This window comes from Leptothoe sp. LEGE 181152, assembly GCF_032906605.1.
GTDB classification, from domain to species: Bacteria; Cyanobacteriota; Cyanobacteriia; order Phormidesmidales; family Phormidesmidaceae; genus Leptothoe; species Leptothoe turfae.
Map to the genome: position 1 here is coordinate 510,029 of NZ_JASATU010000017.1, position 20,349 is coordinate 530,377.

The following is a 20,349-nucleotide window of genomic DNA, read 5'->3' on the forward strand; positions in this document are numbered from 1 at the left end:
TGGATCAAAAACGTGTACCGAAAGATGTCTTTGGTTAAATTCGCCAAAATTATTGTTGCAACAATAGCAGTTTCCCAGGTGCTTAATGAGAGCTTTTCGCGACAAAATTTGTTCGCTCAATCGTTTGAAGCGCCTCCTGAAAGCTTTCCGATTCCCAATGCTCTACCAGATGGTACAACTCTCAAGGTGGATGGTTCCACCAGCATGCGCCTCACCAACGAAGATTTAGAGAGTCGATTTGAGAAACAGTTTCCCAATGTGGATGTTGAGCTCGATACCAGCCGCACAGATCAAGCATTTCAAGCGCTGATTAATGGCGACATTGATATCCTGGCCACAGGTCGACCGTTAACGGATGCAGAAAAATCGCAGGGTGCCATAGAAGTTCCTCTGGAACAGCGGGAAAAACTGGCCATTATCATTGGCCCAGAGAACGGATTTGAAGGCGATCTCACCTTTGATCAGTTTGCCCGTATCTTTCGAGGAGACATTACCAATTGGTCTGAAGTGGGCGGTCCGAATGTTCCCATTCGCTTAGTTGATCGACCTGGCTATAGTGATACCCGACGGGCCTTCAGTACCTATAACGTCTTTGAAGGACAGCCATTCACAACAGGGACCATCGCTGATCCAGTATCAGATGATGAAACTGAAAGTGTGATTTCAGCCCTTGGCGCTGATGGTATTGGTTATGCGGTGGTGTCCCAGGTGGCCGAACGCGATGATGTGACCATCATCTCCATGCACCAAACGTTACCAGATGATCCCCGCTATCCCTATTCTCAATATCGTGCCTTTGTTTATAAAGAAGGCGCTAGTCCCGCAGCCCTTGCTTTTTTAGGATTTGCAACCACTGAACTAGGGGAAAAGGTTCCTGCTGTTGGAGACGCTGCATCTGGCCTCGATACACCAACCGATACACCAACCGCAACATCAGCCAGTGGTAATGCTCCCACCGATGCTGATACATCAGCGACTGCTCCCGGTACAACAGCAGCTGATCCACCAGCGGGGGCAACAACCAGTAGAGAGACCGGTAGATTTCCATTTTGGCTACTGCCACTGCTCGCGATTCCGTTATTAGGAGGTTTGCTGTGGTGGCTGTTAAAAAGCGGCGGTGGTGCTCCCCCTGCATCCGTGGCAGAGAGTCCAGTCCAACCTCGTATGGTATTAACTCCCCGAAACGATCGGCATGCCTATGCTTATTGGGAAATTCCCCAAGAGCATTTGGCTGAAGTAAAGCGGCAAGGGGGAGAAACCATGATGCTGCGCCTCTACGATGTCACTGGACGCAGTAAAAATTCGCCTCTGCCTACCCCCACAGCGGAGTTACCCTGTTTGGAGTCCACCCCTGATCTCCACTTACCGATTGAAGGGGACGGTCGCAATTACTGTGCAGAAGTGGGATATTTGACCAACGATAATCAATGGTTACCCATTACCAAATCAGCTCCCATACGGATACCTGTCCGTCCTGACGTCAAGCCAGTTGCCTCTAATCTATCCGAGCTTAAAGCACCAAAACCTAGTGGTCAAGGCATGGCTGGTGCTCTGGGAGGTGCGGTTTTAGGTGGGGCGGCTCTGGCGGGAGGAGCTGCGGCCCTAGGAACTAAGCTAGCAAGGGGTAAAGCAAAACCGTCTGCAACAGCGGGGCGCATGGTTCTCACGCCGCGCAATGGGCAAAACGCCTATGCTTACTGGGAAATTCCCAAAGAACACTTGGCGGATGCTCAGCTTCAAGGGGGTGAAACTCTGGTGGCGAAGCTCTACGATGTTACCGATAGACCCACCGATGCAGCCTTACCGGAACCTGCTGCTCAGGTGGAGTGTGCAGCGGCGGATAGGGATGCCCATTTCCCCATTACGTCAGGTCACGACTACATCGCAGACGTTGGTTATCAGACTGCCTCAGGTAGCTGGCTATCCTTAGCTCAATCAAATTTGGTACAAGCTGGCGGTCGTCAAGAAAGTACGTTAACCGGCAACTTTCCTGGTGCTGCTGTGCTGGGAGGTGCTGCTGCGGTCGCAGGTGCTACCGTCGGACAAGCTGCAAACTCAGCCATCCCCAACAGTCGGATTGTCATGGCTCCGCACAGCTCTCAAAAGGCATATGCCTATTGGGAAGTTCCTGAAACAGCAAAATCGGCCCTCAAAGCAGCAGGGGGGCAGGCTTATCAGTTGCGTATTCACGATGTCACAGCTATTGATATCGAGCGACAGTCGCCCAACAGCACACTTACCTATGGTCTATCGGAGTCGGATTGCGATCGCACCGTTCATCTACCCAACGATCACAGTGAGTATGTAGCAGAGGTCGGTTACCAAACAGCCTCTGAAGACTGGCTAACGTTGGCTCGATCCATCCCAGTGACCCCCTCTCAAGTCTTAACCCAATCCGACAATACGGCTGATTTAGCAGACACAGTCCCTGAGCAAACATCCCCCATTCCAGTCGCCGCCGCTGTGGCCACTGGCAGTCTATCCGCCGCCACAGTCAAAGCTCGGCAGGCCGATCCCACAGATGGAAACAACCTTGATACACCACAAGTCCCCCCCTTAAATCAAGGCTCTACTCAAACTGTTCAAGTCCATAGCCGCAACAATGCCATTATGTTTGATGAAGGTCAGCTGCACCACATTGAACATAATGTTGCCAGCACTTATCAGTTAACTTCGGGCATGTACACATTGCAGCTTCGAGATGGAGTCTTCAACTATGACGCTGACGACAGTCACCCAGGGGAAGCTTTTGTGTTGCTTTGGGTTCATGGAGGTACAGTCATCAATCAAAAAACTGGGGTTCCCGTCAGTTCCACCTGGACCACACTCAATGGATATGATGACACCCTAATTTTGGATGTTAGAGAGCGTGTTAAAATTTGCGCCTTCTTTTTAGACACCTATCCAGATGACAACTCAGGTGAGGTCACCCTGTCAATAGTCAAGCAATAGGTGGCACAACAACTCTATTGGAATACAAATAGTGAGAGCATTTTGGAGAATAAAACCATGTTTTTCGAAGTATTAAGTGCAATCAACGATCCCAACCAGCAGGCCAACATCAGTCAGTTAGAACAAATAATCACATCAGTGAAAAAGTTGGCCAGTAGTCAGGGCGTTAATCCCCATCAAATGCAGTCCATGATGACTGTTTTAGGTGGAGCTCTACAGCCTGTCTTACAACAAAAACAGTCTCAGTTCGGCGCTGGGCAACTAGCCTCCATGCTGGGTCGCACAGATGATGCCTCAGTGTTAACATCGATCATTTCTCCACAGCTACAGGAACAACTCGCCCACACAGTCGCCCAAAAAACTGGAATGCAAGCCTCTACGGCCCAGGCTATGTTCCCACAACTACTACCCATTGTGATGCAGTTGTTTAACATGGGTGCACCAACACCAGGCAGCGTCGGTGGAATCAACTCTCTGCTAAGTGTGTTTTTAGACAGCAATCGTGGGAAAAATACGGATTTAGGCCATGTTATGAAATTTGCAGAGCGATTTTTAGCCTGACTAAGCATATAAGGCTGCTTAAGTATGTGAATCTCCAATAAATTAGATGTGAAATAGCAAACTTTCGCGAGCATCCTATCCATGCTTAAGTATTGAGACCATGCCCAAGTATTGAGACAGGTAGTATGCCCCCAAAAAACATACTACATTTAATCCGTATAAAAGCAGAGACTTTATCGAAAATCTTGGATTTTTGGAAACATACATAATTTTTTATCGTCCTACTTGACAGGTGCAAATCTAGAACATTATTTGCAGTAGCGTTCTGCATAGTCCACTGAGCATTAGGGCACATTTATACAAGCCCCCATCCTTCCGTAGAAACACATTGACCACTTTTGCTGTCATATGCATTTGAATGGGTCATAGGTTTACCTGTCTGATTTTTTCAAGGATCGCTATTCATTACTAATGATGTTTGTATTAAGGGAGGTAGTTGAGAAAAGTCTTGATTGGCGGTATTCAAAGCTACTAAAAAATAGAATTTCAGCCAGAATATCCGCCATCTAACTGAATTTAGCGGCTCTGATCCTGGTGGTTTCGTTTCAGGTAGTAAGAGTTATCTATCGAAGATTACCTCAAGGTTCATCATCACAAATAGGTTCTATCTGTATTTTTCTCCTGTGGTATTGAATCTGATATCCGGAAGTTTTGTGATTGGCCCCAAGGCACATACACCGTAATCCTATGAAGTACTCATTTGTTAATCAACCTAGAGAAGAAGATTGCGGAATTGCCTGTATTGCAATGATCGCCAAGCACTATGGTCAAAAACTTCCTCTGTCACATGTCCGTGAACTTGTAGGAACTGGCCAGCTGGGTTCATCTTTACTAGGTCTGCAACAAGGGGCTGAAGCCTTAGGCTTTCAAGCTCGTTCTGGTCAGGCAACCGATGATATTTTTAATCGCATACATCGCCTGCCTTTACCCGCGATTATTCACTGGGGTAGGGAGCGCTGGGTTGTTTTCTACGGAAAAGAACAAAATAAATACGTTATAGCGGATCCAAGTATTGGCATTCGCCACCTCAGTGCGGACGAAATCAAGCGCAATTGGGGGGATGGTGCCATGCTTTTGCTGGTACCCGATGAACCATTTTATCGCTTATCAACCGATCAACCCAGCAGAGTTATTGGTGTTCTACAAAAGCTTTGGCCTTATCGCGTTTCATTAATTCAAATAATAGTATACGGTCTCTTCATTGGCTTTTTATCCCTAATTTTTCCATTTCTGATTCAGTTCATCACAGATGATGTGCTAATTGCAGGTGATATTCATCTGTTGCCTAGGGTGACTTTAGCGGCTCTGGGCTTCTTTATCATTAAAAGCTTATTAAATCTAGTCCAAGTTACGTTAGTCGCCAATATCTTTCAAAGATTAGAACTAGGAATTACCCTAGAGTTTGGGCGTAAATTACTAAAGCTACCGCTCAATTACTATGAAACTCGACGTAGCGGTGAGTTTGCTAGTCGTCTCAAAGATATTTCCCGTATTAATGAGCTCATTGTTGATGGAGCCGTTCAGCTACCTGGGTTACTTTTTACAGCATCCGTATCCCTTGGCTGCATGCTGTTTTTCTACAGCTATCGTCTGACAGCCTTCTCACTGCTAACAGCGGCCCTAATGTTAGGAGCAACCTTGACATTACTCCCTATATTTCAGATCCGTATTCGACGTCTGCTATCTCTGAAAGCTAAGAACCAGGCCATGCTGGTGGAAATCTTCAGAGGGGCTATGACATTAAAGACAACAACGGCCCAGCCCCAAATTTGGAAAGAAATACAGGGAAGATTTGGTAATTTAGCTAGTAAAAAAGCTGACGCTGTACAACTCAGTTTTTTTACTGGCCAGTTAGCAACTTTGACATCAGGTGTTGGGCAAATTGGTATCTTTTGGCTGGGCACCTCCATGGTGATTAAAGAGGAATTGACCTTAGGGCAGCTCCTAGCCTTTAGTATCATGAGCTATAGCTTTCTGGAATTTATTAGTTTTCTGGTTAAATTTTCAGACAGATTTATGGAAGTTAAGACATCAGTTCAACGATTTGATGACGTTATTGATGTCGAGGATGAAAATCCAGATGATTGGCTAAAGCCCTTAGCTGAAATTCCCTCAGATGGAGATATCACCTTTAAGAAAGTCACCTTCCACTATCCGGGGCGGTTCAATTTACTAGAAACATTTTCCCTCTCAATTCCTGGTGGTAAATTCTCTGCCCTTGTTGGAGCCTCTGGTTCTGGAAAAAGTACGATTGCTAAGATTTTAGCGGGCCTACATCCCTATCAGTCAGGCGAAGTACTGGTCGGTCCACACAATCTACGGGATTTATCTTCTGAATGTGTTCGTCAACAGATTGTTTTAGTATCCCAGACGACTCATTTTTGGAGTCGTTCAATTCTAGAAAATTTTCAGCTCTGTGCACCTAAGACCACCTATAACGAGATTGTCGCAGCTTGCCGCATTACGGGCGCAGATTCTTTTATTGACCAGTTACCAGAAGGCTATCTTACCGTTTTGGGAGAGTCCGGATCTAATCTATCGGGAGGTCAGCTACAGCGTTTGGCCATTGCTCGAGCCTTAGCGCTGAAACCAGCTGTCCTAATTTTAGATGAATCTACCTCTGCATTAGATCCCTTCAGTGAGGCTGACCTACTCCAACGACTGTTAGTGCATCGCAAGGGGCATACAACGGTTCTAATTAGCCATCGCGCCAGTGTTACCCGCATCGCTGATTGGGTTACCGTCATTAACAACGGGGAAGCAGATATTGCTGGCTCGCCTGAATACTTACTCAGTCAAGAAGGTGGTCACTTACAATTTCTAGACGGGTCATCACCTTACTCTTCAGGGGGAATTAAGCGTCTCGTGGCAAGTAACACTAAAACAATCTCTGATATTTCCTCTCTCCCAGGACGTCGAGAGAACTAATCAAATTACACAAAAAACTTATAATAATTGGCAATGTGAGTGTGGCCCATGAAATATGATGATGCTATTTCAAATTCTATGTTTGAGTTGCCTAGTCAAATAAAAAAAACAACAGCGATTGAGTCCGTTACTGACATTGAGCTTGTAATTGAGCAAGCAAAATCACCTTTAGGCACCCTACCAGCAAAACAAGAATATCAAGCGCGGCAAACATCTGTAGAAGAGGCCCAGTCTCTGGCATCACCTGTAGTCGATGATTTTTTGCCGTCCCCTAACCGCCTACTGATTTTTGGCGGTTTAGGCTTGGCAAGTTTACTGGGTATAGGGGCATTTGCATCTACTTTAATCACTTACAACACAACGGTTAAAGCTGAAGCTGTAGTTGAGCCCATTGGTGATATCCGGTCTGTCAAAGCAGGTATGGGAGGAGTTGTTGACAAGATTCTCGTTAAGGATTACGACTCCCTAAAACCAGATCAAGAGATTGCTACTCTAAAAAATACAACACTGCTTGCTAAAGCCACTCGCATCAAAACTCAGCTTGTTGGGATTGAAGAGCGCTTAGCCCAAGTTGAAGGTCAGCTAAGTTCCCTGGAACAGAGACGTATAGCAGAGTCTAGCTGGTTAAAACAATTGGTGCCAGGGGGAATAGGAACTAACAATAACCTGCCACAATTTGAATATTCTAAGAACATGCTCTTGGAATATCAAAAAAATCTTACAAGCCAATTAAAGCAGGAACAAAAAGAGTTAGAACAAACTCAACAATTAATCGACAGCCTAACAATTCGTGCTCCCCAAGCAGGTACTGTCTATGATTTAGAGCTTGAAAGGTTAGGGCAGACCGTTGCTTCCGATGAACCTATCGCTAAAGTTATTTCCAATGAAACAGGTTTAGTGATTAAGGCGTTATTACCTAATAACGATATTCAAAACATTGAAATCGGCCATCCTACAAAGCTACATTTACCCAAATGTGCTGCGTTTAGATTTGGTTCCTTACCAGGCCAAATTAGCTTAATCGAATCAGCACAAACAGATGTGGCAACTGATCTAGTCAAATCAGATAATCTTTCAGATACCTCTCACATAGTCACTGTAGAAGCCACAGAACAGGCCCTACAGGCTGTCGGATCAGAGGCCTGTGAGTTGTTACCTGGGATGGAGGGGGAACTAACAATCATCACTGGACAAGAGAAGCTATTTAACTTCTTTTTGAGGAAGCTGCGTTTCAGCAGCAATATTTAAGTTATTGAGAAACTACCGTGGTACAGCCTGACAAGCGACAACTAGAAGAAATGCCTTTGTCACAGGGTAAATTAGCGCTTAGAGATGCGACCCTAGTAGCTAATGAACTAGTACTGGATACAGCCCCCCTATCCCCAAGGCTTCATGTAGATAAGCAAGCGTCTCAGCCTAGCTCCCACACGGTAGAAATTTTTTGGGATGAAGCTTTGGTCACTGCCACCGAGTTACTCTATGGTGAGGCTGCCTATCCTATCAAGAACATTGACTCACTGCAAATCGTAAAACTGCATCGCAGGCGATCCGTCATTCAAAAAAAGCTCAGTAACTTTGTTGCTGGGATTATAGCCACAATTGGTGTAGTGCTAGTTATTGGCTCTCTACCCTGGCTAGTGCACGTTTTTGGCATGCTCCTATTCATCAGTAGTCTGGGGTATGCCGTGTATTTTAATTGGTGGATTGAACAACGTAGACGCGGTGAATTCGGGCTTGTCATGACCATGCAGACTGAGTCAAAAGTTGTCATTACAAGCCATAGTCTCAAGGCAATTCAGACCTTATATCAAATTCTTTTTCGCCGTCTAGATCAGGTCAATCTTAACGATGAGTCCCTGATGGTTAATATGTACACAGGCGAAACCCTCCATAAGGCATAAAGACCCAGGTTGGGGCTGTAGAGGGGTGGATGAGTGATGGAATAATGGGGTGATGATTTAAGCGCAAGCGTCTAACGGTTGAAGAAGGGGCAACACACTGACATCTATTTACTTAGGATACTTCAGGACAATGTCCTCCTGAGTTCTATCTAGGCTGTTATATTGATTGTCGATAATATACGCTAGCAACGTTTGACAAGGGCAAAACTACAATCTTCAAACTATTTGCCACAGTCTTTACAGAAGCTTTAAATACGTGATCAAAATTAGATTAAACTAGCTTTTTGGCTGTCTCTAAATCAGTAACATTTGCAAACCAACCAATTTTCAAATTGACCCTATATTGTTTTGAACAATGTTGTATTTGAGTTGTCAATATATTTCAAAGTTGCTGGTGGGGATGTAAAACAACCGTAACGAGCTACTCAGTTTTGCAAGTATCTAGAATATCTACGCGATAGTACTTAAGTTTTTCGTAGATTTCCCAGTTGAAAACCACTTAAAAAATTGGTCCATAGTATCTTGTCCTAGCTAGGCACGGTGGGGTTGAATCACATCTAAGGTCTTCTACCACAGAATCTACTACAGACCTTCCATATTGTTATTACATCAGTGTGACTCATAAGCCCTAATATTGTTTGTTGTCGATTCGGTGTGGATTGCCGGTCACTAAAGGTAACCCACGGTTAGAGTATCAATAGATACGGGCTGATATCAGTACAAATAAAATCGGGGATGGCTGAACATTCGATGTGTGAAATTGTTTTTAATTTATCTGAATCTAAAGGAAATTAAACATGGATACTTCTAAACGTTTAGGACTTGTACGCAACATCACAGGCCTAGGCATTTCCTGTCTAACAGTACTCTCTCTCTGCGTTTTCTCCAGCACGGTGCAAGCAAACACCCGTGATGCACAGGTAGTAACGTCAGACAATGATTCAGAATTGCTTGCTCAAACTCAAAGGACACAGGTGATTCGTCGCAGTGTTGTTCGGCAAACTAGTTTTACAGATCTTCGTCAAAATTATTGGGCATCAAGCTTTATTTACCCCTTAAGTGAACGTAGCATTATCGAAGGGTTTCCCAATGGCATGTTTATGCCTACCAATGGATTGACCCATGCTCAGTTCTCGGCGTTAGTTAACAAAGCCTTTGATGTGAGGCAAGTGCGCCAAGTCTCGTCTATTTCTGGCATTTCTCGCAGCTACTGGGCCTATAATGCTATTCAAAAGGCCTATTCCATGGGCTTTATCGATCTAGATGATGTTGTTGCTAATCCAGAACGACGACTGACACGATTAGATGTTTTGGTTTCTTTAGCCCGTGGTTTAGGCTACACCGAAATTATTTCGGGGAAGACCGTGACGGAGATTCTCAGTATCTATGAAGACGCTGATACTATTCCCACGGAATACCGCCTCATCATTGCAGCACTGACTGAGCGTGGCATTATCGTTAATTACCCCAATCGTAGTCGTCTCAACCTTTCCCAAGTAGTGAGTCGTTCCGAAGCCTGTGGTTTTATCCATCAGGCCATGGCCAGCTTGGGAATTATTGAATATGTTCGTAATGAGTATGTGGCCGACGACTTCCTCGATATTTTTATCTCGATTAACAACGATATTGAGATAGATAACTCGGTTGATATTGATAACGATAGCAGCAACGACGGCGGTGATGATGACGACGACGATGACGACGACGATGACGATGATGACGACGACGACGACGACGATGACGACGATGATGATTAATGAACTGAGTAGTGATACCAGTCAGCACGTTTGAGTGCAAGATTATCTAATGAATGGTTTTGGCACGACAGTTTTCATCTAGACAGATTTTCATCTAGACAGAGGGTGCTGTGAACCACCGTTACCCCCCGTTCTGCCAATGTTTCTTTGAAGAGAGACGTTGGCAGCGCTCGTTCCACTGGCCATACACCTGGGAGAGAGAGTTGCCCTGATAAAATTAACTGAGCTACGCTGCCGGTGCCATACCCAGCAGCAGCAGCTGTATCTGGATGGGTCGTCGTAGCCAGGTAGGTGGCGGCTTGTCCATGAGATTGCCCACGGAGAGCCAAACGCATGGCAATGCCTGTACCACTGAAGCGATCGGTGACTTGTGTCATGGCATAACTCACCTGAGAGAGAAATTCTGTTATGGCAGGTTGTTTTAGCCAGGTAGATGGCATCAGAGTCATTAAACTGGTCAGGTGATTATAGATGTCAGGCAGGGAGCCAAATTTAGTGATTACGGTATTTAATTGAGGAAAGGATTGGGCCAGGGTAAGGGCTTCAACCGTATTAAACCAATACACGCCGGCCCCTTGGTTATAGGGAGCAGGGAAGGGTAAAACTTCTCGCTCACTGTAGGGTTGAATCAAGCGTTGCTGACCGTTAACTTTGGCTGCAAAGGGAGTTTGCAACTCGATAAATGTGGTGCGCATAACGGTTACACCTGCTCCACCCGACCCAGCCACCAAATAGCTGAGATGAGCATGCTGAGCTTTTTCTAATTGCTCAATACCCTGACGCACCATACTATTAGAGATGCCGGGAAACACCCCAGTGCTGACAATGCAGGTCACACCGGCCACTTTGGCAACCTCCCTAAATGCCAATGCCTTGCTAACGTAATCAGGGCTATCGGCAACATCAATGTAGGGAACTTTTTGCTCAATACATTGGGACAAAATATGGAAATCTCGTGGGCGAAATGGTCCCGCACAGTGGATGACTAAATCGTGAGATGAAATCGCATCCCTCACCCGCACTTTGTCTTCCAGGTGCAGAGATTGATATCGCTGGCGTGGCTCCAGACTAAACGCAGCCTGAGCACGTCTGCCCGTTAGGGTCATTTCCACATCGGTATGACGCAACAAATCAGCAGCCACGCTCCGACCAATGCGGCCACTGCCGCCGATAATCAAAACTCGCTGTGCCATAAACCAGTTATCCCAACGCTATGCCAAGCTTATCCTCCGTTCACACCTTCACTATTGACAACCTGTAGTTGCTGCAAAGACCGGCTGTAGCTGACAATAAACCAACTACACGTTGACCTCATTCTTTATGACTTTGCCCGTCACCCCCAAAGCATCTCGTGATTATCTGCCTGCGATTAATGGCTGGATCATTACAGTGTGGCTAATTGCCATGTTAGTGGCATCTCCTATTCTAGTGGTCCTGGGCAGTGTGTTTTCCCATAGTGAGGGGGTCTTTAGTCACCTGGCTTCAACAGTACTGACCCAGTACATTACCCATTCTCTGGTCTTGATGGTGGGGGTGGGGGCTGGGGTGCTGTTTTTAGGCATTTCGACGGCTTGGTTGGTAACCATGTGTCGTTTCCCAGGCGGTCGTTTATTTGAATGGGGTCTGCTATTGCCGCTGGCTGCACCGGCCTATCTGCTGGCCTACACCTATACGGACTGGCTGGATTATTATGGCCCGGTGCAAATTTGGTTGCGATCGCAATTTGGCTGGCAGTCTGTCACCGATTATTGGTTTCCCGACGTGCGTTCGGTGGGTGGGGCCATTGTCATGTTTAGCTTCACCCTCTATCCCTACGTGTATATGCTGGCACGGGTAGCCTTTCTAGAACAGTCAGTATGCACCTTAGAAGCCAGTCGTTCCATGGGGTGTAGCCCCTGGCGCAGTTTTTTTAAAGTGGCCTTACCCTTAGCGCGCCCAGCGATTATGGCAGGACTATCGCTGGCATTAATGGAAACCCTGAGCGATTTTGGCACTGTTGACTATTTTGGTGTCGCCACCTTTACCACTGGCATTTATCGCACCTGGTTTGGCATGGGTGCCCAAGTGGCCGCTGCCCAACTGTCTGCCATGTTGATGGTCTTCATTTTTGTGCTGATTATTCTAGAACGCTGGTCGCGACGACAGGCAAAATATTATCAGGCAAAAAACAGTGTTCAGCGACCTCAACCCTACCATCTAAAAGGCATTCGCGCCTGGGGAGCAACCTTAGCCTGCGGACTGCTAATTACCCTAGGGTTACTGTTACCCGGTGGGTTACTGGCCCACATGACCCTCACCCATCTGGATGAGACCCTGGATAATCGCTTCTTTGAGCTGGCTCGTCATAGCCTAATTTTGTCAGGACTCACCGCTGGGATAGGTGTTATCGTCGCTCTAGTTTTAGCCTATGGCGAACGTTTGAGTAAACAACGCACTGTCAGTCTTGGGGTGCGTCTGGCCTCCATGGGATATGCTGTCCCCGGTGCAGTCATTGCTGTGGGCATTTTGATTCCCATTGTCAAACTCGATAAGGGACTGGCAGCCTGGGTAGAAGCCAGTACAGGACATTCAATGGGATTAATTCTGAGTGGCACAATTGTGGCCCTAATCTTTGCCTATTTAGTCAGATTTCTTGCTGTGGCCTTAGGGACCGTTGAATCAGGTCTGGCCAAAATTCGCCCCACCATAGATGACGCTGCCCGTAGCCTGGGCTGTGCTCCTAGTCAAACCCTGGTCAAAATCCACACCCCCCTCATGGCCAGCAGTTTACTAACAGCCATTATGTTGGTGTTTGTAGACGTCATGAAAGAGCTACCAGCCACCCTGGTTATGCGCCCCTTTAACTTTGACACCCTGGCAGTCAGAGTCTATCAATATGCCTCTGATGAACGTCTAGTGGAAGCATCGGCTCCAGCATTAATGATTTTGCTGGTGGGGTTGTTACCCGTTATCTTGTTGAGCTGGCGTATTGCCCGCGAGAGATAGATTGAGGGTGTAACGACCATTCTTACTAGCTGACTAACGTGGCTGGCCACGATGCCATCCCAGCTATCCAGCAAACTGGCTGGGGATAGCTCACCTGAGCCAGTTTGCTTTTTGTAAAAGCAATTGGGGGAATGTCACGCTTAAGTTTGTGATTTTATTGAGATCCGTTATCATAAGTGAGAAGAATGGTGGTCAAGTAAATGCGTTACATTGACGCAAAAATGCTCCCTTAAGGCATCTTAATTTATGAACTGGCATGGTTGGCTGTTTATTGTTTGCTTTATAGCAGTCTCTGCCTGGGGGCTCAGACTATCCTGGCTTTGGTGTTATAAATCTAGATACGAGCAGTGGCGTAGGCATTCCCGCTCGTCCATGGGAGTCAAAAAGTTTAGACGCTCTAAACGGCACATATACTACGTTTCCCGTAAATAAAAATAAAAATCAATAGGGGCAATTAAGATCCATTTCAACAAAAAAGCCTGTACTGCTAAGTACAGGCCAAGTTGAGAGAGGAGAATTTCTTAATGAGCCCTTAAACTGTCGGAAATTTAAGAGCGTTAGGCCTGGGCAATACTATCTAGAGCCTTGTTGACTCGTTTAAAGTCAAAGCCAATTGCCCGTAGTGCATGCCATAGATGGCCCTGTAGAAAGAAGAACCCTAAGAAAAAGTGGGTATTAGCCAGCCAACACCGAGCCGTATGGGCATCCAAGGGTAGTTGAATAGTGTCTGCAAAATACGGAGACACCCCAAGCTTTGTGTCTAATACGGGGCCATAAAATTCAACGGGATAGGCCAGAGTATTAACGGCGCAGAAATAGGCAGCAACGAATGCGGCCAGGGCAATCCCCCCTAAAGAGTAGGAAAGGATAGCTTCCCCTGAGAAAGAGAGTACTCTCTTGGCCCAACCGAGGGGAGGTACAAGAATATGCCAGATTCCACCCAGAATTAACAGGGTGCCAACGAAGGCATGGCCTCCCACCAAGTCTTCCAAGTTATCAATGCTAGCAAAATGAGTTTGGTAGCCATAGATGGTGGCAATATCTAATGTGGGATTGGTAACCAAACGAACCTCACCCAAAGCTGGATCATAAAGACCATGCCATTTTGTCGCCCATAGGACCAATAGAATGGCACCCATACCTAAAAACAGCAGATGATGCCCTAAGATGAAGCCCAGCTTCTTAGGATCTTCCCAACTAAAATGGAATTTCTTGGCTCTACCGGAAGCTTTGCTTAAGTCTTCTTCACCTTTAACTAAATGGAACAGGGCACCGGCAGCCAGTACAGCAGAAGAAACCAGGTGCACAGCGCCAACAACAAAAGCAGGGTACGTATCAACCATAATGCCATCGCTGACACCTAGCCCCAGGCTGGCAAGATGGGGCAACAAAATTAACCCCTGTTCCCCCATGGGCAAAGAGGAATTATAGGTCGATAGCTCAAACAGGGTAAAGGCACCGGCCCAAAATGTAATGAGGGCTGCTTGAGCCACATGAGCTGATATAAACAGTCCAGACTTATCAGCAAAGCGAGAGTTACCCGCCCACCAGTCGTAAGTCGGACTTGATTCACCATACGCTTGCATAATAGTGATGATGTCTCCGAATAACTACGATAGTTATGTTGTTGCCTAGGGAGATAGATGTCACGGTGCAACAACAAATCCTGATTGAAAACAATCTGCTAACTAAATTATTTTCAATGGCTGAGACTAGCTTGTCCCATAAAGCTTCTTTTAGCAACTAATGAGATCTATTCTTAATAATAGTGATCTAAGAAACATTTAATTAGATGACATGCAAGGATTAGAGCTTATAAAAGTCAAGCTTTTAGATCGATTTTCCTGTTTTATAAAAAGAGAAATTCCCAATAAAAAAGGATGGCAAATGCCATCCAGATTGAGAGGATATTTAGCTGTTGCTGATTTAGGGGATTATCGAGCTAGTAAATTTGCCCTAAGTCAATCTTTTTTAGATTAAATCCTCCTGGGGATCAGCAACACCGATAGTTAATTGGACTATTGCACCAGAGTTAGACAGCTTTCTAACCAAGTTGCAAGACTTTGTCGTGACTGAGCCAAACGATTGGTCACACACCACACCTGGATTGCTTCGTTCGCTGACACAACATGAACTCTGAGGGGTTGGTAACTCTTACAATCACAGGTAATGCCCAACTCCTTTAATCGAAAATAGGCTTCCCACCGCTCACAACAATCAATTTCAACCATAGAACTACTCAATAAATTTGATAGGGACTGGAGTTACCAAGACATGACGAACCATTGAACCCATGTCATTGAACTTTAAAAAGTGGTCCTGGCAACCATTGGCAACAGCAATATATAAAACGCTTATAAGCCTCATTTCTAAAAGATTTCAAGTCAAACGCCGACCAACTCTTCTAAGACAGATAAGTACTCAATAAATAAAATAGAAATTCAGTCATTAATCGTTATTACTTTCTAATAGGTCGTAACAAAATAACTAGAAGCTAATTGCATCAGTAGAAAAAACAATGAAACGTGGGTAGTGATAAAAGTGGGTCAACTCCCTAGTCTGTCATTGATTATGGGGAGCTACTATTGCGAATACATCTCACGTAATAAGAGTAAAGCCCATACATACCAGTGCTTTTAGTTGGTTTTGGTGAGCTAACATAGGGAATACGAACAATTCAACTATGCTGCAATAATCAGCTCAGTCGAGCTTTGACATCACGCTTAAATCCTTTCAAGGAGTCATACATGGTTAGCTTATCCGCACTAGTTACCCCCTTTGGTGAAGTTACAGAGAACGCGATCGCACTAGAACAATCCATCACAGCGCCTGTATGTGAAGGTCTGAATATCCTCTTAGCCAGTTTTCAGGCAATGTACATTCAGTACCAAAAACATCACTTTGTCGTAGAAGGGGCCGAGTTTTACCAGGCACACAACTATTTTGAAGAAAGTTATGACCAGGTAAAAGGCCATGTTCACGACATTGGTGAGCGCTTAGATGGACTGGGTGGAGTACCGGCTGCCAGCTTTAGCAAACTAGCTGAGCTGTGCTGCTTTACCCCAGAACCTGATGGCATCTATCGCTGTCGCCAAATGATCGAAAACGATTTGGCAGGAGAACAGGCAATAATTACAGTTCTACGTCGCCAGGCTGCCCAAGCTGAGAGCGTGGGGGATCGCGCCACCCGTTATTTGTATGAAACGATCCTGCTAAAGACAGAAGAACGCGCTTATCACCTCAATCATTTCTTGGCCAATGATACTTTAGTTGTTATCAACAACTAGCTAACCCTAGAAACAACCCAAACAAAGACCGACCTCCCCTAAGGGGAGGTTTTTTAATGGTTTCCATTTGAAAAATATTCCCAGTTCCAATTGAACAGCAAATGAAAATAAGTGTCAAGAAGCTGGGACATTTTTCTACACATAGCCAGCATGTCAATAGCTATCAATGTTTTCTAAGCAGCCATATGCTTTTATTCACTAGGGTTTTCACCACTACCTTGCAGATCGCTCGGGTATGTCAGTATTCAATAGCCTTTACTAATGGGAGTTTGTCCTAGATTTAATTTGGCTAATTTTGAAGGAACTAGTCTCAATAAGCATGGGGATCTGAGTTAGACTAGCCGTAGTAAGCTACGCAGACTGGCATGGCAAAAGAGAAACAAATATTCTGTCTGGAAGGCCGTTTTGAAGGGTTTATGGCGGGGAGTAAGTCTCCGTTTAAGTACTTAAGCCTGCATGGAGCTGATGATCAGTATGCGGTTAAGCTACCTAAATCTGTACGGTTGATGCTGTTTCGCTACCTGCAGGTCGGTGACTGGATTCGGGTGATCGGTGATCGGTCCATTGATCAAGAAACCGGTGAGCCTAAACTAAAGGCAAAAGAAGTCATTCGGGTTAAGCCTTCGGATGTCGTGACTCCTCCCGCAAACTCGGTAGCTTCAACACCACCGCCTAAGGCTAAACAGAAGAAGCCAAAGATCTTAATTTGTCAGAAGTCCAGTTGTCGGAAACGGGGGGCGTCTCAGGTCTGCCGTGAAGTAGAATCCACCCTCGCACATTATGGTTTAACCGACTCAGTTGACGTTAAGCTGACGGGCTGTATGGATAAGTGCAAAGCGGGTCCGAATATGGTGGTTATGCCCCAAAAGCAGCGCTATACGAAAGTCAAACCTGGCCAGATACCTGGGGTGATTGCTGAGCATTTTCAGCAGCAGAGTAATGTTGGTTAAACCCTCTTTGCCATTGCGTTTGCCTGGGGGATTGGGAGCATTAGTGCTGTTATCGGTGTTTCTCCACGGGGGGCTGCTGCTGTTGCCCATGCCCCAATGGTGGTCAATCTCCGTAGAGTCTGACCCGGAGGAGGTGATTGAGGACAGTGGTGCGATCGCCATTACGACTCTACCGATAATCCCCCAGTCCGATCCTCCACTTCAACCTGAAGCGCCCACCGTACAAGAGCCTGAACCTGTTGAGCCCCCTCCCCTGCTCCAGGTACCCGATAATGGGTCGGCAATGGAGGATCTGTCGATTATTGAAGACGCTTTAGAAGATTTGGAAGAGCCTGAAGCGGTAGAACAACCGATTGAGCTTTCTGATGAGGATGAACTAGACCCTGAAAATAGTGAGCCAGAGGCTGGGATTGCATTTCAATTTGGCAATGATTTTCCCCACCTGGCAGGTTCACAGGCAGGCTGTTATGGCTTAGAAAACTGTCGCACAGCTGAAGGTCAAAACTATATAGACGCTGTGCAAGACATCACAAACAGATTAGAAGCTCAGGGCTATGAGTTAACCCCCTATGAGGGAAACGATGATTCTGATGTGCGTAACCACAGAATTTTTGAGATGCGTTTACCCGATAAAGCTGAGATTAAGTACCTGAATGTGTTTGGGGAAGGATTAAGGACAGCGATCTATATTATTACGCCGCGCATCATTACCCAGCAAGAGTTACAGACATTAGGGGATAGCCCACAGGGTGGCAGTCCATAGAGTGGTAGTCCACAAGTGGCAGTCCACAAGTGGCAGTCCATAGATGGAGGCTAATCCTGTCCAGGACTAGGATAGCTTTTGCTCACAAAATGACTTTAAATCATCTAGATCTTTTTCCAACGCTTTTTTGATAAATAGCGGCATCATTATGGGCAAAAGCAGTTTAGGAAACAATTTTTTGCTGATGGCCTCCATTTGAATGATTAATGTGCTGAACTGACCAGAGGGAATGATGATGAAGATAGAATCCCACACTGTGCCATTGGTCTCGTTAATAATTCGGACCTGCTCATTTTGGACGGATTCAGTCACCTCAAATTCCATCGTTGTCTCTTTATCATTAAGTACCCGCGACTGACGGAACCGGGTGCCCACGCCTAATTTGTTCTCTGACAAAAATTCAACTTTGGTTTCCCCAGAGATTGCTTGGGCAAATTGGCTAGGATCAGCAACCGCATTAAACACGACGGATACCGGAGCCAGAATTTTACGAGTGACGGTAATTGAGGTCATTTCAATAGAGATGATGGCACTTCAAGCAGCATCTCAAGTGTAATCAAGCCTCTCACATCGACATTTAAACCCTTAGATTCTGTTTGCCATGCAGCGTTCTTAATTGCTGACATGACCCACTAAGCTCCTCGATATGCCCTGTGACATATCGAGGAGCTTGGCGAGAAGGGAAACTTTGGCCCGAACCCAGTGGTCCGGACCAATCTGATGAAAGCCTATAACCTTTATACCCAACCTACACGGTCCATAATGCGCACAGCTTCAGACTGATTCTCGCCGAGCTGATTCACATTGAGGGTATCGGCATTAAAGGTGCCAAATTCACCCACAACAGGATCCACAGGAATTCCTTCAACAACGGGGTACTCATTGTTGCCCTGGGCAAAGAATGCCTGGGCATTATCGCTGGCAAGATATTCCAAGAATTTAACGGCATTCTCACGGTTGGGCGCAGACTTAACCACACCAGCACCGCTAATGTTGACATGGGTCCCCCGCTCATTTTCACCCTGGTTGGGGAAGAACACACCGATCTTCTTGAAAATCTCTTGCTTAGCGGGATCGCTGTCCTTGGCGTAGCGGGGCAGATAGTACGTGTTTGCGATCGCAATTGCCCCGATGCCAGCGGCTGCCGCTTCAATTTGGGCCCGATCATTACCCTCAGGTTGACGTGCAAAATTAGCCACCAGTCCGGTCGCCCAATCTTCAGCATCTGCTGCACCATGGACAGAAACCATAGACGCCGTCAAAGACTGACTGTAGATGTTGCTGGAAGAGCGGGTCAAAATCTTGCCACGCCAGCGAGAATCTGCCAGGGCTTCATAGGTAGATAGATCAGAGGGATCGACTAAATCTTTGTTGTACATCAGTACCCGTGCCCGCTTGCTGACACCAAACCAATGGCCATCAGGGTGACGTAGACTCTCAGGAATACGCTCTTCTAGAATGGTGGAAGATACGGGTGCAAAGACACCCTCTTGATCAGCTCGCCAGAGCCGGCCTGCATCCACGGTCATAAACACATCAGCTGGGCTGCGATCGCCTTCTGCCTTAAGACGCTCTAACAGCTCATCAGCCTTACCTTCTAACAAATTAACCCGAATCCCTGTGCGCTCAGTAAACTCCTTGTAGAGCGTGTCATCGGTGTTGTAATGGCGAGAAGAATACAGGTTTACTTCACCCGTTTGCGCAACACCCCGCTTAGGGGCAAACACCTGAGTTGCTGCAAACGCTGCTGTTGAACCAGCACCGCTAATCAAAAGAGAACGCCGTGAAAATTTCATAGATTCCGATCCTTCTGGTGACTACAGGCGAACAACGCCATCAATACGCATCGTTTATTAGGATTAATTATCATTCTGCATGGTGATTACTTTTAACAGATGAAAACCCAAAAACAAACTGGTTGCAAAAATCATCAATTTCTGCTCACTGAGACTAAGGTGAGCAACGATACAAATCCCGCTTGTATCAGTAGCCATCCTTGTCGTGCTTAAATATCGGGCTGGCGATATATCTAAGCGCTCCATTACTGAGCATGAACGTAGTTATTGACTCCCACTTTCAGTAATTTCACAGATGCCAAAGGATTATCCCACAGAAGCTTATTGACATCAATAGCTAATAAACTGAACACGCATTTAAGCGGATTTATCGCTTCTGTAAGCGATAAATCCTTTGTTTATGGTAATTTCACCAGCTTTAGACACACGTTAAGCCAGGTAGTAATCATAATAAGTTTAACTAATCTAT

At 45.9% G+C, this 20,349-nt stretch carries 16 protein-coding genes; 11 read left to right on the forward strand and 5 right to left on the reverse strand.

The window, feature by feature from the left end:
- The first annotated feature begins 24 nt into the window (after positions 1-24).
- The 6 genes from QGP82_RS10435 (at position 25) to QGP82_RS10460 (ending at position 10,099) form a co-directional block, all read left to right on the forward strand.
- Positions 25-2,952, forward strand: a complete 2,928-nt coding sequence (locus QGP82_RS10435; RefSeq protein WP_499058890.1) for a DUF4912 domain-containing protein — start codon at positions 25-27, stop codon at positions 2,950-2,952.
- A gap of 57 nt (positions 2,953-3,009) precedes the next feature.
- The gene (locus tag QGP82_RS10440; protein ID WP_163660322.1) at positions 3,010-3,513 is read left to right on the forward strand and encodes a DUF937 domain-containing protein; all 504 of its coding nucleotides are present in this window, start codon (positions 3,010-3,012) and stop codon (positions 3,511-3,513) included.
- Positions 3,514-4,200: 687 nt separating this feature from the next.
- A complete protein-coding gene (locus QGP82_RS10445; protein WP_499058892.1) occupies positions 4,201-6,441 on the forward strand; it encodes a peptidase domain-containing ABC transporter in 2,241 nt (746 codons plus the stop codon).
- Between the two features lie 48 nt (positions 6,442-6,489).
- Entirely contained in the window at positions 6,490-7,689 is a 1,200-nt protein-coding gene (locus tag QGP82_RS10450) for an HlyD family secretion protein (protein WP_499058893.1), read from the forward strand.
- Between the two features lie 17 nt (positions 7,690-7,706).
- Positions 7,707-8,342 carry a DUF6232 family protein gene (locus tag QGP82_RS10455; protein WP_499058895.1) on the forward strand — a complete coding sequence of 212 codons (636 nt, stop codon included), beginning with the start codon at positions 7,707-7,709 and terminating at the stop codon, positions 8,340-8,342.
- 797 nt (positions 8,343-9,139) lie between these two features.
- Entirely contained in the window at positions 9,140-10,099 is a 960-nt protein-coding gene (locus QGP82_RS10460; protein ID WP_499058897.1) for an S-layer homology domain-containing protein, read from the forward strand.
- A gap of 74 nt (positions 10,100-10,173) precedes the next feature.
- On the opposite strand, the gene QGP82_RS10465 is transcribed toward QGP82_RS10460, so the two are convergent.
- Positions 10,174-11,292 (reverse strand): saccharopine dehydrogenase family protein, encoded by a 1,119-nt coding sequence (locus QGP82_RS10465; RefSeq protein WP_499058899.1) that lies wholly within the window; start codon positions 11,290-11,292, stop codon positions 10,174-10,176.
- A 127-nt stretch (positions 11,293-11,419) separates the two neighbouring features.
- Between QGP82_RS10465 and QGP82_RS10470 the strand changes: the two genes are divergently transcribed.
- Entirely contained in the window at positions 11,420-13,084 is a 1,665-nt protein-coding gene (locus tag QGP82_RS10470) for an ABC transporter permease (protein WP_499058901.1), read from the forward strand.
- A gap of 557 nt (positions 13,085-13,641) precedes the next feature.
- Here the strand turns inward: QGP82_RS10470 and QGP82_RS10475 are convergent.
- The gene (locus QGP82_RS10475) at positions 13,642-14,670 is read right to left on the reverse strand and encodes a chlorophyll a/b binding light-harvesting protein (protein WP_163702333.1); all 1,029 of its coding nucleotides are present in this window, start codon (positions 14,668-14,670) and stop codon (positions 13,642-13,644) included.
- A 211-nt stretch (positions 14,671-14,881) separates the two neighbouring features.
- Here QGP82_RS10475 and QGP82_RS10480 point away from each other — a divergent pair, with 211 nt between their 5' ends.
- Complete coding sequence (locus tag QGP82_RS10480; protein WP_499058903.1) at positions 14,882-15,064, forward strand: hypothetical protein; 183 nt, start codon at positions 14,882-14,884, stop codon at positions 15,062-15,064.
- A 38-nt stretch (positions 15,065-15,102) separates the two neighbouring features.
- On the opposite strand, the gene QGP82_RS10485 is transcribed toward QGP82_RS10480, so the two are convergent.
- A complete protein-coding gene (locus QGP82_RS10485) occupies positions 15,103-15,315 on the reverse strand; it encodes an Asr1405/Asl0597 family protein (protein ID WP_163660339.1) in 213 nt (70 codons plus the stop codon).
- Between the two features lie 516 nt (positions 15,316-15,831).
- Between QGP82_RS10485 and dpsA the strand changes: the two genes are divergently transcribed.
- From dpsA to QGP82_RS10500, 3 genes are all read left to right on the forward strand, one after another.
- Positions 15,832-16,371, forward strand: coding sequence for a DNA starvation/stress protection protein DpsA (gene dpsA / locus QGP82_RS10490; protein ID WP_499058906.1), 540 nt, complete (start codon positions 15,832-15,834; stop codon positions 16,369-16,371).
- A gap of 365 nt (positions 16,372-16,736) precedes the next feature.
- On the forward strand, positions 16,737-17,321 hold the full coding sequence (locus tag QGP82_RS10495) for a (2Fe-2S) ferredoxin domain-containing protein (protein ID WP_499058908.1): 585 nt from the start codon (positions 16,737-16,739) through the stop codon (positions 17,319-17,321).
- Positions 17,311-18,084 carry a hypothetical protein gene (locus QGP82_RS10500; protein ID WP_499058909.1) on the forward strand — a complete coding sequence of 258 codons (774 nt, stop codon included), beginning with the start codon at positions 17,311-17,313 and terminating at the stop codon, positions 18,082-18,084. Before QGP82_RS10495 ends, QGP82_RS10500 begins: the two co-directional genes overlap by 11 nt.
- A gap of 66 nt (positions 18,085-18,150) precedes the next feature.
- Here the strand turns inward: QGP82_RS10500 and QGP82_RS10505 are convergent, their stop codons facing one another.
- Together QGP82_RS10505 and QGP82_RS10510 are read right to left on the reverse strand one after the other, a co-directional pair.
- Positions 18,151-18,597, reverse strand: coding sequence for an SRPBCC family protein (locus tag QGP82_RS10505; RefSeq protein ID WP_499058911.1), 447 nt, complete (start codon positions 18,595-18,597; stop codon positions 18,151-18,153).
- A 224-nt stretch (positions 18,598-18,821) separates the two neighbouring features.
- Positions 18,822-19,880 (reverse strand): Fe(3+) ABC transporter substrate-binding protein, encoded by a 1,059-nt coding sequence (locus tag QGP82_RS10510; RefSeq protein WP_499058913.1) that lies wholly within the window; start codon positions 19,878-19,880, stop codon positions 18,822-18,824.
- Between the last annotated feature and the right edge of the window lie 469 nt (positions 19,881-20,349).

Coding starts and splice junctions, on each gene's coding strand:
- QGP82_RS10435 (WP_499058890.1), top strand. CDS start 25: ATGTCTTTGGTTAAATTCGCCAAAATTATTGTTGCAACAATAGCAGTT.
- QGP82_RS10480 (WP_499058903.1), top strand. CDS start 14,882: ATGCAAGGATTAGAGCTTATAAAAGTCAAGCTTTTAGATCGATTTTCC.
- QGP82_RS10445 (WP_499058892.1), top strand. CDS start 4,201: ATGAAGTACTCATTTGTTAATCAACCTAGAGAAGAAGATTGCGGAATT.
- QGP82_RS10450 (WP_499058893.1), top strand. CDS start 6,490: ATGAAATATGATGATGCTATTTCAAATTCTATGTTTGAGTTGCCTAGT.
- QGP82_RS10470 (WP_499058901.1), top strand. CDS start 11,420: ATGACTTTGCCCGTCACCCCCAAAGCATCTCGTGATTATCTGCCTGCG.
- QGP82_RS10475 (WP_163702333.1), bottom strand. CDS start 14,670: ATGCAAGCGTATGGTGAATCAAGTCCGACTTACGACTGGTGGGCGGGT.
- QGP82_RS10500 (WP_499058909.1), top strand. CDS start 17,311: ATGTTGGTTAAACCCTCTTTGCCATTGCGTTTGCCTGGGGGATTGGGA.
- QGP82_RS10460 (WP_499058897.1), top strand. CDS start 9,140: ATGGATACTTCTAAACGTTTAGGACTTGTACGCAACATCACAGGCCTA.
- QGP82_RS10485 (WP_163660339.1), bottom strand. CDS start 15,315: ATGGTTGAAATTGATTGTTGTGAGCGGTGGGAAGCCTATTTTCGATTA.
- QGP82_RS10505 (WP_499058911.1), bottom strand. CDS start 18,597: ATGACCTCAATTACCGTCACTCGTAAAATTCTGGCTCCGGTATCCGTC.
- QGP82_RS10440 (WP_163660322.1), top strand. CDS start 3,010: ATGTTTTTCGAAGTATTAAGTGCAATCAACGATCCCAACCAGCAGGCC.
- QGP82_RS10495 (WP_499058908.1), top strand. CDS start 16,737: ATGGCAAAAGAGAAACAAATATTCTGTCTGGAAGGCCGTTTTGAAGGG.
- dpsA (WP_499058906.1), top strand. CDS start 15,832: ATGGTTAGCTTATCCGCACTAGTTACCCCCTTTGGTGAAGTTACAGAG.
- QGP82_RS10510 (WP_499058913.1), bottom strand. CDS start 19,880: ATGAAATTTTCACGGCGTTCTCTTTTGATTAGCGGTGCTGGTTCAACA.
- QGP82_RS10465 (WP_499058899.1), bottom strand. CDS start 11,292: ATGGCACAGCGAGTTTTGATTATCGGCGGCAGTGGCCGCATTGGTCGG.